We start from the raw sequence: 13,988 nt of genomic DNA on the forward strand, positions 1-13,988 counted from the left end.
GCATCAAACTTATTGGTAAACCTACCTTTTTGTTGAAAGTAAGCCAGTTTTAAAAGAGAATGGAAAAAAGAATGAAAAAAGGGTAAACTAGATTATTAATGGTTATGTGTTCCACCTACATACATAATCATAAAGGAGTAAGAAAGGAAACTCTTTATGTTTGCTATCAAAAAAATATTATCAAAGTTAACACCAGCTCAGCTTATCGTCGGTTATTATTTTTTGGCCGTCAGTATCTCGACCGTACTGTTGAGTCTCCCGGTTGCTCTTAAGCCAGGCGTAGAATTTGAATTCATGGATGCTTTATTCACAGCCGTAAGTGCAGTAAGTGTAACAGGCCTAACAGTTGTTAGTTTGCCCGAAGTGTATAATGAGGTAGGCTATTTCATTCTAATGTTTGTTCTCCAATTTGGCGGTATTGGCATAATGACACTTGGTACGTTTTTCTGGTTGATTTTGGGTAAGAAAATCGGCTTGAAGGAAAGACAATTGATCATGACAGATCAAAACCAATCGAATCTTTCGGGGCTTGTTAAATTATTGATTCAAATCATTCAGATATTTGTCGTAATTGAAATGATTGGGGCTCTAGTTTTAGGCATTTACTTTCTGGATTATTTTCCAAACTGGAAAGAAGCCTTTTTAAATGGTTTATTTTTAGCCGTAAGTGCCACCACGAATGCTGGTTTTGATATTACCGGTATTTCAATGATTCCATTTAAAGACGATTATTTTGTACAGTTCATCACGATTATCCTGCTTACCCTTGGAGCCATTGGGTTTCCTGTCTTGATTGAGCTGAAAGAGTTTTTGTCCAATCGTGCCCGTACTTATAAGTTTCATTTTTCTTTGTTCACGAAGCTGACATCAGTCACTTTCTTTTCCCTTATCATTGGGGGAACGATCCTGATTTACCTGTTGGAAATGAATGGTTTATTTAAAGATAAAAGCTGGCATGAATCGTTCTTTTACTCTTTATTTATGTCTTCTAATACGCGAAGCGGCGGATTAGCAACAATGAATGTGAGCGATTTCTCGGAACCGACCCTTTTATTGATGAGCATATTGATGTTTATTGGGGCATCCCCTAGCTCAGTCGGAGGAGGTATCCGGACAACAACCCTGGCAATAATGATTCTCTTTTTATGGAATTTCATGAGGGGAAGGCGTTCCATTAAAGTGTTCAAGCGGGAGATTCATCCCGATGATATTCGAAAGGCAACTGCAGTTATGATCATGGGATCGCTCCTTTGCATAATGGCGGTCTTCATTTTATCGATTACTGAGAATTTTACTTTGATGCAAATCATTTTTGAAGTATGTTCGGCTTTTGGTTCAGTTGGCCTCTCGATGGGAATCACGCCTGAACTCAGTAATACCGGTAAAATTGTCATAATGATCATTATGTTTATTGGCCGTGTAGGGATAACATCTCTTCTGTATATCATAGGCCATAAAGAAGTTACGGAAAATTTCCATTATCCAAAGGAACGCGTCATCATTGGATAAATGAATTAAGTTGAACAGTGACCTTTCCATCGAGGAAAGGTTTTTTGTCTTGTTTGCAGGAATCATGAATAAAATGTTGAAATTTACCTATGAGTGGGTTTTTACCATTGTTATATACAGTATATGATTAATTTGCCCCCTTGCTTGCTGGAATTCGATCGGATGAAGTTTAAATCATTTTGGTAAGGAGGTGGAAGATGTGATGAAATATATTGGAAGGATCATTGTCCCTGTCCTTTTTTTTATATTGATATTGCCCTATTTAGGATGGCTGGGTCATGAAGAACGGAGGTTTTCCGCCTTTGCAGCAATATATTTAATCACCATTTTATCCATAGCTTGGTGTTTGGGTGCTATCTATGATAATAAACGGAAAACGATTGCTTTATTGCAAGATAGCGAAGGACGCTATGGCATTTTCTCCAAGTACTCTAAAGAATTGGTCAATAGCTTCAATGAGGTTATTTTCCAAACGGATGATAAAGGAAAATGGTTGTATTTAAACCCAGCATGGAAATCGATGAGTGGTGCAACCGTGAATGAGTCTCTAGGGCTTCACTTTTCTAAATATATGGATAACACTTCTTATCAAGACGTATTAAGGGTCTTTGCGGAATCCTTTCATCGAGGAAATAAATATTTTCGTGCGGACATTAAACTAAATGCGAAAAAGGGGACAAGTTGGGTTGAAGCATTCGTTAAACTAATTTACGATGATGCTGGGAAATTCATAGGGACGGCAGGCATTATTTCTGAAATTAATGAACGTAAACATGCGGAAGAGAAGCTCGTGAGCCTAAACGAACATTTGGCGATCACATCAAGCAAGTTATCAACGGCCGCCCAACTGGCGGCAGGGATTGCACATGAGGTCAGGAATCCGATGACAGCTATAATGGGTTTTGTAAAATTGATTAAAGATGGCGGTGCCGATAAACAGGAATACTATGATATTATTTTTTCGGAAATAAATCGAATCGAGCAAGTCCTGAATGAACTCTTGCTGCTGTCGAAACCTGCCGAGGCGGTTTTTCTAGAGAAGGATTTAAAGGAAAGCTGCAATCATGTCATAACCCTTTTGGAGACAAACGCCGTATTGAACAATATTCAAATTCATAAAAATTATGATACAGAACCCATTTTCATTTACTTTGATGAAAACCAAATCAAGCAAGTACTAATAAACATGATAAAAAATTCCATAGAATCGATGCCGGATGGCGGAAATATTTTTGTGAGCATATATGAAAAATATGGGGAAGTTTTTGTAAGCATTTTGGATGAAGGGGAAGGTATTCCGGAAAGCTCCCTTCAAAAGGTGGGAGAACCATTTTTCACGACAAAATCATCAGGAACAGGATTGGGTCTTTCCGTTTGTTTTAAAATCATTGAAAAGCATGGAGGAAAAGTTTTTATCACAAGTGAACTAAAAAAAGGTACGAAAATCGTATGTGTATTTCCTATAGTCCAATCAAAGGAACACAGGGGAAATGAAAATGTACAAGGACTAAAGCGACATGAAAATAAGATTTAATTATTGAAAAAATCGGAAAATTGTGTATATACTGTAAAAGAAAGAACATACTAACCGGTTAGTCAGTTTAAAAGGAGGAATTCAATTTGAACTTTGAACATACTCAAAAGGTGAAAAATCTGGAAAAGAAGTTAACGGAATTCATGGAAAAGTACGTATATCCAAATGAATCCGTATACCAAAAGCAGCTCGAAGCACAGAAGAGCCGCTGGAGTGAAATACCACCGATTTTAACTGAATTAACGGCAAAAGCAAAAGAAGAAGGATTATGGAATTTATTTTTACCTGATAGCGGTTATGGGGCGGGTTTAACAAATCTAGAATATGCACCGCTTTGTGAAATCATGGGGAGGTCGATGATAGGACCTGAAATCTTCAACTGTAACGCACCGGACACGGGCAATATGGAAGTGTTGGTGAGATACGGTTCAGATGAACATAAAGAACGCTGGCTGAAACCGTTGCTTGCTGGGGAAATCCGCTCATGCTTCTCGATGACAGAACCGGAAGTGGCGTCTTCCGATGCGACCAATATCGAGTGCAGGATTGAAAAGGCAGGTAATGAGTATGTCATAAACGGCCGGAAATGGTGGTCGTCAGGAGCAGGCGATCCCCGATGCAAGATTGCCATCGTTATGGGTAAGACAGATCCTGAAGCGTCCAAGCATGAACAACAGTCAATGATTCTTGTACCGCTGGATACACCGGGTGTGAAAATCGAGAGAATGCTCCCAGTGTTTGGTTATGATCATGCTCCGCATGGCCATGCCGAAATCAATTTTGAAAATGTGAGGGTTCCGGCATCGAATATACTATGGGGTGAAGGCAAAGGGTTTGCGATTGCCCAGGGAAGACTCGGACCTGGAAGGATACATCACTGCATGAGGCTTATCGGCGCTGCTGAAAGAGCACTTGAAGAATTATGTAAGCGTATTCAAAAACGTGTCGCTTTTGGTAAACCTTTGGCGAGACAAGGTGTGATCATGGAATGGGTGGCCGATTCACGGATTGAAATCGAACAAGCAAGACTTCTGACTTTAAAAGCTGCCTATATGATGGATACAGTCGGGAACAAGGAAGCCAAGGCGGAGATAGCCATGATAAAAGTAGTGGCACCAAATATGGCATTGAAAGTGCTGGACAGGGTCATTCAAGGATTTGGAGCTGCAGGTATTTCCGATGATTTCCCTTTTGCTGCACATTGGGCAAATGCACGGACGTTAAGGCTTGCTGATGGCCCGGATGAAGTGCACCGCTCACAAGTGGCTAAAATAGAACTTCGAAAATACCAACAAAAGCATGAGGTGAAAATATGAAAGTTACCGACCTATTCGATCTGACTGGAAAGACGGCGATCATTACCGGTGGAGGGAGAGGATTGGGAGAACAAATAGCTACCGGCTTTGCCGAAGCAGGGGCTAATGTCGTTCTTTGTTCAAGGAAGAAGGAAGCATGCGACGAAGTTGCTTCGCAAATCGAAAAGCTTGGGGTCAGGGCGCTTTCCTTCAAGTGCGATATCACCAATCCGTCGGATGTACAGGAAGTTGTTAACGAAACTTACCGGGAATTCGGTACGATAGACATTTTAGTAAACAACAGCGGGGCATCCTGGGGGGCTCCGGCCGTCGACATGCCCCTTGAAGCCTGGCAGAAGGTGATGAATGTCAATGTAACCGGAACCTTTATCATGAGCCAGACTGTAGGCAGGGTCATGATTGAGCAGGGACGGGGGAAAATCATAAACATCGCTTCCGTCGCCGGATTAGGAGGGACTGACCCGAGGGTGCTCGATACGGTCGGATATAATACGAGTAAAGGGGCGGTCATTACTTTAACGAAGGATTTAGCCGTTAAGTGGGGTCAGCATAATATCAATGTTAATGCAATCGCACCAGGATTCTTTCCGACAAAAATGACGAAAGGGGTTCTCGAGCAAGGAAAGAGTCCTATCTTGGATTCCACTCCGCTAAGAAGGTTAGGGAGTGATGATGATTTAAAAGGGGCAGCGGTTTTCCTGGCATCAAAGGCATCTGATTACGTGACTGGAAATATCTTGATTGTTGATGGGGGTTCACATGCAATGTAAAGAAAAGTAAGTAAATATGGCTGGAGGGTATGTAATGATGAATGAAAAAAAATGGCTGTCCGTTTATCCCGATTCAATTTCAAAGGAAATAAAAGTTCCTGAGTTTCCGATGCAAAGAATCCTTCAAAATGCATGTCAGGCCTATCCAAACAATACAGCTATTACTTTTTATGGACGAAAGATATCTTATCAGGAACTTTTTCATGCATCGCAAGCCTTTGCTTCAGCCCTGCAAAAAAAAGGCGTCCAAAAAGGTGATCGTGTCGCCATCATGCTACCTAACTGTCCCCAATACGTCATTGCATACTATGGATCTTTGACGACAGGAGCAATTATCACCCAAATCAATCCAATGCTGGTTGAAAGGGAGTTGCAGCATATCTTACAGGACTCCGGTGCCGAAACGATCGTGGTTTTGGATGGATTATATCCGAAAGTGAAAAGTGTCCAGCAGTATGCAAATGTGAAAAATATTATCGCGGTAAGCCTGCAGCCATCAGATGCAGATTTCCAGCCTGATGTTTCATTTGACCAATTCATGAAGTCAGGGGACGGAAAAATCAATCCAGTATCATTCGATCCGGAAAATGATATCGCCGTTCTTCAGTATACAGGAGGAACGACTGGCCGTTCAAAAGGAGCTATGCTGACTCACAGAAATATTCTGGCTAACGTCGTTCAATCATATGAATTCTTCAAGCATGAATTAAAATTGGGAGCTGAAAGAACGTTGTCGGTCATCCCGCTTTTCCATGTTTTTGGAATGACGTCCGCAATGAACCTATCCGTTTATATTGCTGGTGACTCAATCATGCTGCCAAGGTTTGAGATAGAAGAAGTGCTTGAAACGATAAAGCGAGAACAGCCAACCACTTTTCCTGGTGTACCGACCATGTATGTAGCGTTGACGAATCATCCAAAGGCAGAAGAATATGGAATGGGATCAATTCAGGTCTGTAACAGCGGAAGTGCACCGATGCCTGTGGAACTGCTACGTGAGTTTGAACGAAAATCAGGTGCGAAGATATTGGAAGGCTACGGTCTTACGGAAGCTTCGCCAACAACACATTGTAACCCGGTATTTGCTGAAAGGAAGCCTGGGAGCGTCGGGATTGGTATCCCTTCGACTGAATATAAAGTGATGGACCTAGGAGACGGGACAAAAGAAGTGCCCACTGGCGAAATGGGGGAATTGGTCGTCAAAGGACCTCAAGTGATGAAAGGTTACTGGAATATGCCTGAGGAAACGGCGGTCACTCTTAGGGATGGTTGGCTTTATACGGGGGATATCGCCAAAGTTGATGAAGAAGGGTACCTCTATATTGTCGACAGGAAAAAAGATTTGATCATCGCAAGTGGGTTTAATATATATCCGCGTGATGTGGAGGAAGTTCTCTATGAACATCCTGCTGTCCAGGAAGCGGTTGTCATCGGGGTTCCGGATGCTTACCGAGGGGAGTCGGTTAAAGCGGTGCTTGTACTTAAAAATAATAAAAAGGCAAGTGAACGGGAAATCATTGATTACTGCCGTGCAAACCTATCGGCCTATAAAGTTCCGAATTTCGTTGAATTTCGTGAAGAGTTACCGAAAACAAATGTCGGAAAGATTTTAAGGCGAGCTTTAAGGGAAGAACTTTCCAGGAAATAAGAAGGCAGTACGAAAGCGTATGATATCAATTCAGCTGAAATTTTAACAGATTGCGAGGATGCATACATGAAAGAAAAAATGACAGAACATAGCATACGCTTATTTGAAAAGAAGGGCTTTAGTGAAACGTCGATTTCTGATATCGTCGAATCGGTCGGGGTGACGAAGGGAACGTTTTATTACTACTTTACGAGCAAAGAGCAGTTGCTTATGGATATTCATCTAGCATATATAGACGAGTTGCTTAGTGAGCAGGAAATAATCATTTTGGATCCTGGGAAAAGCTGTAAGGATAAGCTTTTCGATATGGTATATATGCTCTTAAAAAGCATCAAAACCAAAAAATCCAGCGCCACGGTCTTTTTCCGTGAAATGAAAAATCTAAGTGACGAAAAACTTGCACAAGTCCTTCCTAAGAGGGATGATTTCCGTAATAAAATCGAGCAAGTACTGATAGAAGGCATCGAGAGCGGAGAACTACGTTCCAATCTCGATGCATCCATCATCTCTTTTGCTATTTTGGGTGTGACCAATTGGAGCTATCATTGGTTTGACCCAGAAGGTGAAAAAAACGAACAGGAAGTGGCAGCCATTTTTATGGGGATGATTCTGCATGGAATTGAAGCGTGACTAGGTTACATACCAACCAGTTAGTAGAGGGGAGATGGATGGCATGATCGACAAGCAAATTCAATCAATAACCGTAATCGGGGCTGGGCAGATGGGGCATCAAATTGCGATGCTTGCTGCACTTGGAGGTTACGAAACGATTCTTCAGGATGTTCAGGAAAAAGCGTTGAATGCAGCCAAAGAAAAATTGGACGTCATTTTGACTAAATGGGTCCAAAAAGGAAAATTGTCTGAAGATCGAAAATTGGCGGCATTTAGCCGTCTTCAATATACTACCGATTTGGAGAAAGCGGCCAGTGGAGCTGATTTGATCATTGAAGCGGTTGTTGAAAAACTTGATGTGAAGCAGGAAGTTTTCGCTAAACTGGAGCAATTGGCACCAACAGAAACCATTTTTGCAACGAATAGTTCAACGATTGTCAATAGCCTGCTGTCAGGTGTGACGAATCGTCCGGATAAGTTCATTAATATGCATTTCTTCTTCCCGCCTCTAATAATGGATTGTGTTGAAATTGTAATGAGTGATCAAACTTCTGAAGAAACCGCTAAGCTTGCGATGGAAGTCACAGAGAAAATGAATAGGACAGGAGTTTTGTTGAGGAAAGAAATATCGGGATTTGTAGCCAATCGAATTTTGGGAGCGTTACAGCGTGAGGCCCTATATTTGTATGAAGAAGGAATTGTGGATTATAAGGATATCGATTTAATTTGCAGGAAAGCGTTAGGCCATCCCATCGGTCCATTTGAACTGATGGATTTATCAGGTATTGATGTAGGATATTTTGTCATGCAGCAACGATACAATGAAACTGGAAATCCAGAAGACAAGCCAAATGCTTGTATAGAAGAAAAGGTGAACAAAGGACATTTAGGAAGGAAAACAGGAAAAGGTTGGTATGATTATCCAAATCAAGGAGTGAAGAATCGATGACACAGTTAATTAGAGTGGAAAAAGAAAATAAGCTTGCGATCATAACCATTGATAATCCTCCATTAAACGTAATCAGCAAACAGGTATTCAAAGAATTGGGAGAAATATTCACTGGACTTTCAAAGGATTCTGAAACTGTAGCAGTACTCTTAACGGGTGCAGGCAATATCGCATTTGCGGCTGGTGCTGATATAAAAGAATTCCCTAACATGATGGGAAACCCGAATATGAAAGAATTGGTAAGGGAAAGTCATGCCGTCTTAACCAAAATAGACATGTTCCCTAAACCTACGATAGCTGTATTAAATGGCCTGACTTTAGGCGGCGGATGCGAATTGGCTCTGTCCTGTGATATGCGTGTCGCTGAAACACAGGTGCAAATTGGGCTGCCGGAAGTGAAATTAGGCTTATTTCCTGGTGCTGGCGGTACACAGCGTTTGTCCAGACTTGTAGGGAACGCAAAAGCAAAGGAGATTATATTCACCGGTGATCCGCTTGATGCCAAAGAAGCGGAAAAGATCGGGCTTGTCAATAAAGTCGTCGAGCAAGGCTGCGGTTTATCGGAAGCGAAAATCTTGGCTTCAAGAATGACGAGGCACTCTTTACAAGCACTTTCAAGAATCAAGAAGGCGATTAATGAAGGAAGTGAGGCAACGCTTGAACAAGGACTAGAGCTAGAAACGAATCTTTTTGAAGAAATCTTCCAAACTGAAGATGTTAAAGAAGGGGTTTCCGCTTTTCTGGATAAGCGTAAACCTGCTTTTGTACATCGTTAAACAAGGAGGGGTAATATGCATGAATTTGAAGTCAACGTCCGTTTTTCAGAAACGGATGCTTTGGGCCACATCAATAACACAAGCTATTTCATTTACCTCGAAGAAGCCCGCATGAAATTTTTTGAAGCCTTGGGGCTAGCGACGAAAGTCGAATCGTGGAATTTTTTGTTAGCCTCCACAAAATGCGACTTTATTGCTCAGGGATATTTCAATCAACTCTTGACCATTCGTTCATCTTTGACGAAGGTGGGGACGAAAAGCTGTGAAATGGTCCATGATATTCTCTGTTCACAAACTGGTGAAGTCATTGCCAAGGGGAGTGCAGTTTTAGTCTGTTTCAATTTTTTGAATCAAAATAGTGAACCTATTCCTGAAAAGATTAAAGAAAAGCTCATCTCACATCTTGTTCATAATTAGAATGATAAAAGTCTAAAGGAGTGGAGGAACATGGTTGACGATACGATTCCTGTTCGGCCCGGAGAGGAACTGAATGTTCATTCATTAGAAGGCTTCCTAAGAAAAAATGTTTTGGACCTTCCAAATGAACCGTTAGAATTGCAACAATTTTCCACAGGTTATTCAAATTTGACCTATCAGCTGAAAATGGGGGAGTGGGAGGCAGTCCTCAGAAGGCCGCCGCTTGGTCCTGTCGCTCCAAAGGCACATGATATGAAGCGTGAACATCATATTCTGGCCTCAATCAACCCATATTTTCAAGCCGCTCCCGAGCCAATTCTATTCTCGGATGATGAGTCTATTGCTGGGGCCCCTTTTTTCCTAATGGAAAGGAAACATGGAATTGTAATAGACAATGAGTTTCCCAAAGGAATCGAGCCTACTCCTGAAAGGTGCCGACAGCTTTCTTATGTCATGGTCGATCGGCTTGCTGACCTACACTCGATCCCACATGAGAAAACGGGTTTAGTGGAAATCTCCAAACCGGAGGGATTCATTGAAAGACAAGTAAACGGTTGGATTTCCCGTTATGAGAGAGCAAAGACAGATGAAATAGAAGAAGTGCGGCCGCTTATCGAATATTTGCAACAGAATATCCCGAAACATAGCCAGACTTCAATTATCCATTATGACTATAAGATCAATAATGCCATGTTTAACCATGACCTTACAGAGATGGTCGGTTTATTTGATTGGGAAATGTCCACCGTTGGTGATCCGTTAGCCGATCTAGGAGTTGCTTTAAGCTACTGGACGGAAAGCGGTGACCCGGAACCTATCAAAATCGGTGTGGGTCAAGCGTCCGTCACGACTTTAACTGGTTTCCTGACAAGAAGGGAATTTATCGAGACGTATGCAGCAAGAAGCGGCAGGGATGTTTCCAACGTCGATTTTTATTTAACCTTTGGTTACTTTAAGTTAGCTGTCATCCTTCAGCAAATCTATTACCGATATAAAAAAGGCCAGACTAATGACCCCCGTTTTTCCAATCTCGGAAAAACGGTTAAAAGCTTAATCAGCCATGCAGCAAATGTAGCTGCGAAGGAAGTTTAATAATATGGAGTATGTACAAAACATTCATTTGTTATTAAAAAAAGAAGAGATAGATGGGGAAAAGCTTCAAGAAGGGGAAAAAGTTGCAGTCGTCCTGGATGTGTTATTAGCGACCACAACGATTATTTCAGCACTTCATGATGGAGCACGCCAGGTGATTCCTGTCATGGATCCAATTGATGCCTTAGTGAAAAGCCAGGAATTGGGCCATGGAGATACTCTAGTGGCAGGTGAACTTAAAGCAAAGCCGGTTGAAGATTTGATGTACCCAAGTCCGACGCTATTGAGTAAGTTGGTACACGGCAAAACACTAATACTGTCTACGACTAACGGAACGGTAGCGTTGAGAAATTCTGCCGCTGCCAAAAAGGTTTACATCGCTTCTTTGCTGAATAATCCGTCTGTTGCGGACAAAATAAAAAAACATCATAAAACAGAAACAATCGTCATCGTTTGTTCGGGAAACTCAGGTGAATTCAGTCTGGAAGACTTTTATGGTGCAGGCCATTTGATAGATTGCCTGATTGCTAGATCACAAGATCCATTCATGCTCAACGATGCAGCAAAGGCTGCAATTGCGCTTTATCGCACGAATAGCGAAAATGCCCTTGATATCTTGCAATCATCATATGTCGGACAGCTGTTTGACAAACACAGCTTGATCGCCGATTTGGAATTGGCGGCCCAAAAAGGTTCGATAGATCTTGTTCCGGAGTTGGTGGATGGAAGAATCGAGGCGGAATTGAAAAGGCAGGAAACGTAGTAACAAAATCCAGATATGAGGTGAAGGGAATGAGGTTTTCACAGTCAATAGCGGTGGTGACAGGTGCAGGTTCTGGTATTGGGAAAGCTACAGCGATGCGCTTATCGGACGAAGGGGCAAAAGTGTTGTTGGTAGGGCGGACGAAAGGAAAGCTGGAGGAAGCGGCAGCTGAAATCAATGCCAGGCACACGATTCCCATGGCCGATATTTTCCCTGCGGATGTAACCGTCGAGGAAGATGTAAAAGAGCTGTCCATGTATGTGAAGGAACAATATCGGGACCTTCACATCCTAATCAATAACGCAGGTGGATCAAAGTCCTCGAAGCTTTTGGATACATCTGCAGCTGATTGGGATATGATTCAAAATGTCAATTTGAAAAGTGTCTATCTAGTTTCCAAATACTTAGGGAAAGTGATGGAAGAAGGAGCGAACAGTGGAAATGAAGGTTCTATGAACAGGGCAATCGTGAATGTGGCTTCACTGTCAGGACATCAGGCAGGGGCCTTCATCCCGCATTACAGCTCTGCTAAGGCAGGGGTCATCAGTTTAACGAAATCATTGGCACTAGAACTCGCTGCAGTCGGCATTCGGGTCAATTCCGTATCTCCGGGGTTTATTGAAACGCCATTAACGGTGGATGGATTGCAAAATGAAAAATTCGTAAAGTCCATTCAGAGGAACACGGCACTGGAAAGAGTGGGGAAAGCGGAGGAAATCAGTAATGTCATTACCTTTGCTGCTTCTCCGGAGGCCTCCTATATGACTGGGACAGATATATTGGTGGATGGCGGCTGGTTGATCAAATAGAAAAAGGGGATGGGTAAATGTTAAAAGAACACTTGTTGACAGAAGTTATCGATAATGTATTGATCCTGACGTTGAATCGTCCTGAAAGCCTGAATGCATTTAGTCCTGATATGATTGCAAATTTAACGAGAACGATTAAGGATGTTAAACAAACGCCACATATAAGGGCTGTCATCATCAAAGGGGCGGGTCGGTCATTCACTGCAGGAGGAGACGTTAAGTCGATGGGGAAGGCATCTGCAGGTCAATTGTATGATCATGTTGGCAGAATGAACGAATGCATTTTGGCTCTCGATGCATCTGAGGTTCCCGTTATCGCTGCCGTCCATGGATTTGCGGCAGGGGCCGGTTTCAATTTGGCACTCGCTTGTGATTTGATAGTGGCTTCCGATGATAGTCAATTTGCCATGAGTTTTTCACAGGTAGGCCTGATTTCAGATGGAGGGGGTTCGTATTTTTTACCAAAGTTAGTAGGCCCCCACCTTGCAAAGCAGCTCTTCTTTTCAGCAGAGCCGATTTCTGCGGAACGCTTATACCAGTTAGGTGTAATTAATTATTTATATCCACTCAATCAACTTGAAGAAGAAACATTGAAACTAGCGGAAAAGCTTTCAAATGGTCCAACAAAAGCATATGGAATGATGAAAAAACTCGTTAGCCATTCATTTACGGCTACATTGGATGAAATACTCGAACAGGAGCGAATCACGCAAACCTTGATGGCTTCCACAGAAGATCATCTAGAGGGGGTGGCAGCATTCAAAGAGAAAAGAAAACCGGGATTTACGGGGAATTAATAAGGGGGGAACAATGATGAGAGCTATTCAATTTGAAGAATACGGCGGACCGGAAGTACTGAAAATGACTGAAATGGAAAGGCCCGTGCCAACTGGGCATGAAGTTCTGATTGAAATCGATTGTGTCGGCGTCAATTATGCGGATACAGCCAGGAGGGAAGGACAATATGTAGTACCTACGCCGCTTCCGTTCATTCCAGGTGCGGAAGTGGCGGGCGTAGTGGTGGAAGTTGGTGGAAAGGTGACTAAAATCAAACCTGGCACAAGGGTCGTGAGTTTAATTGAATCGGGTGGGTATTCAGAATATGCCCTATCTGATGAATTCTCTGCCATTCCGCTTCCTGATGCCATTCAGTTCCATGAAGCTGTTGCCTTACCCCTTCAAGGCCTGAGCGCCTATCATATTCTAAAGACAATGGGGCGCATGCAACAGGGGGATACGGTATTGGTCCATGCTGCAGCAGGGGGAGTGGGAACGATTGCAGTCCAGCTGGCCAAAATCTTCGGGGCTGGAAAAGTGATTGCAACTGCCAGCACAATGGAAAAGTTGGAGCTAGCTAAAGAGATGGGGGCAGATGAACTTATCGATTATACCAAAGAAGGATGGGAACTGAAAGTCCGTGAAGCCACGGGAGGAAAGGGAGTCGACGTGGCGCTGGAAATGGCTGGAGGGGATATTTTCAATAAAACATTGAAATGTTTGGCACCATTTGGCCGTCTTGTCGTTTTTGGTAATGCCAGCCGAGAGCCTTATACGATGAACCCACAGCAATTAATGAAGCGCAATCAATCCGTCGTAGGTTTTTTCCTGCCACAGATCATGAAACACCCAGATTTGCTGTTGCCTAGCATTGAAGACCTTTTTTCTTACGTGGCGTCAGGGGAGCTTAAGCTAACTATCGGCGGCATATATCCGATTGAAAAGGCCGCGGATGTCCATGAAGAAATGAACGCCCGTCAAACGAAAGGCAAGTTGATTTTGCAGGTTAAATGATA

General features: G+C 42.6%; 14 protein-coding genes. All 14 read left to right on the forward strand.

The window, feature by feature from the left end:
• The first annotated feature begins 156 nt into the window (after positions 1 to 156).
• The gene (locus tag ACDZ29_RS17775) at positions 157 to 1,509 is read left to right on the forward strand and encodes a TrkH family potassium uptake protein (RefSeq protein WP_289324236.1); all 1,353 of its coding nucleotides are present in this window, start codon (positions 157 to 159) and stop codon (positions 1,507 to 1,509) included.
• A gap of 202 nt (positions 1,510 to 1,711) precedes the next feature.
• On the forward strand, positions 1,712 to 3,043 hold the full coding sequence (locus ACDZ29_RS17780) for an ATP-binding protein (protein ID WP_375091164.1): 1,332 nt from the start codon (positions 1,712 to 1,714) through the stop codon (positions 3,041 to 3,043).
• Between the two features lie 143 nt (positions 3,044 to 3,186).
• Entirely contained in the window at positions 3,187 to 4,359 is a 1,173-nt protein-coding gene (locus tag ACDZ29_RS17785) for an acyl-CoA dehydrogenase family protein (RefSeq protein WP_375091165.1), read from the forward strand.
• Entirely contained in the window at positions 4,356 to 5,129 is a 774-nt protein-coding gene (locus ACDZ29_RS17790; RefSeq protein WP_289324237.1) for an SDR family oxidoreductase, read from the forward strand. The genes ACDZ29_RS17785 and ACDZ29_RS17790 overlap by 4 nt, the downstream gene beginning before the upstream one ends.
• Positions 5,130 to 5,166: 37 nt before the next feature.
• Positions 5,167 to 6,777, forward strand: a complete 1,611-nt coding sequence (locus tag ACDZ29_RS17795; protein ID WP_375091166.1) for a long-chain fatty acid--CoA ligase — start codon at positions 5,167 to 5,169, stop codon at positions 6,775 to 6,777.
• Positions 6,778 to 6,843: 66 nt separating this feature from the next.
• Positions 6,844 to 7,407 carry a TetR/AcrR family transcriptional regulator gene (locus ACDZ29_RS17800; RefSeq protein ID WP_370014311.1) on the forward strand — a complete coding sequence of 188 codons (564 nt, stop codon included), beginning with the start codon at positions 6,844 to 6,846 and terminating at the stop codon, positions 7,405 to 7,407.
• A 43-nt stretch (positions 7,408 to 7,450) separates the two neighbouring features.
• Positions 7,451 to 8,338, forward strand: coding sequence for a 3-hydroxyacyl-CoA dehydrogenase family protein (locus ACDZ29_RS17805; protein WP_375088290.1), 888 nt, complete (start codon positions 7,451 to 7,453; stop codon positions 8,336 to 8,338).
• Positions 8,335 to 9,114, forward strand: coding sequence for an enoyl-CoA hydratase/isomerase family protein (locus ACDZ29_RS17810; RefSeq protein WP_375088291.1), 780 nt, complete (start codon positions 8,335 to 8,337; stop codon positions 9,112 to 9,114). The genes ACDZ29_RS17805 and ACDZ29_RS17810 overlap by 4 nt, the downstream gene beginning before the upstream one ends.
• Before the next feature lie 15 nt (positions 9,115 to 9,129).
• On the forward strand, positions 9,130 to 9,531 hold the full coding sequence (locus ACDZ29_RS17815) for a thioesterase family protein (protein WP_289324241.1): 402 nt from the start codon (positions 9,130 to 9,132) through the stop codon (positions 9,529 to 9,531).
• A 30-nt stretch (positions 9,532 to 9,561) separates the two neighbouring features.
• A complete protein-coding gene (locus ACDZ29_RS17820) occupies positions 9,562 to 10,623 on the forward strand; it encodes a phosphotransferase family protein (RefSeq protein ID WP_289324242.1) in 1,062 nt (353 codons plus the stop codon).
• 4 nt (positions 10,624 to 10,627) lie between these two features.
• Positions 10,628 to 11,386, forward strand: coding sequence for a 2-phosphosulfolactate phosphatase (locus tag ACDZ29_RS17825; protein WP_370014315.1), 759 nt, complete (start codon positions 10,628 to 10,630; stop codon positions 11,384 to 11,386).
• 29 nt (positions 11,387 to 11,415) lie between these two features.
• Complete coding sequence (locus ACDZ29_RS17830; RefSeq protein WP_375088292.1) at positions 11,416 to 12,195, forward strand: SDR family NAD(P)-dependent oxidoreductase; 780 nt, start codon at positions 11,416 to 11,418, stop codon at positions 12,193 to 12,195.
• Positions 12,196 to 12,212: 17 nt separating this feature from the next.
• Positions 12,213 to 12,992 (forward strand): enoyl-CoA hydratase/isomerase family protein, encoded by a 780-nt coding sequence (locus ACDZ29_RS17835; protein WP_289324244.1) that lies wholly within the window; start codon positions 12,213 to 12,215, stop codon positions 12,990 to 12,992.
• 16 nt (positions 12,993 to 13,008) lie between these two features.
• Positions 13,009 to 13,986 (forward strand): zinc-binding alcohol dehydrogenase family protein, encoded by a 978-nt coding sequence (locus ACDZ29_RS17840; RefSeq protein ID WP_375088293.1) that lies wholly within the window; start codon positions 13,009 to 13,011, stop codon positions 13,984 to 13,986.
• The last annotated feature ends 2 nt before the right edge of the window (positions 13,987 to 13,988 follow it).

The sequence above is a fragment of the Peribacillus sp. RS7 genome (genome assembly GCF_041956845.1).
In the GTDB taxonomy this organism is placed as follows: domain Bacteria; phylum Bacillota; class Bacilli; order Bacillales; family DSM-1321; genus Peribacillus.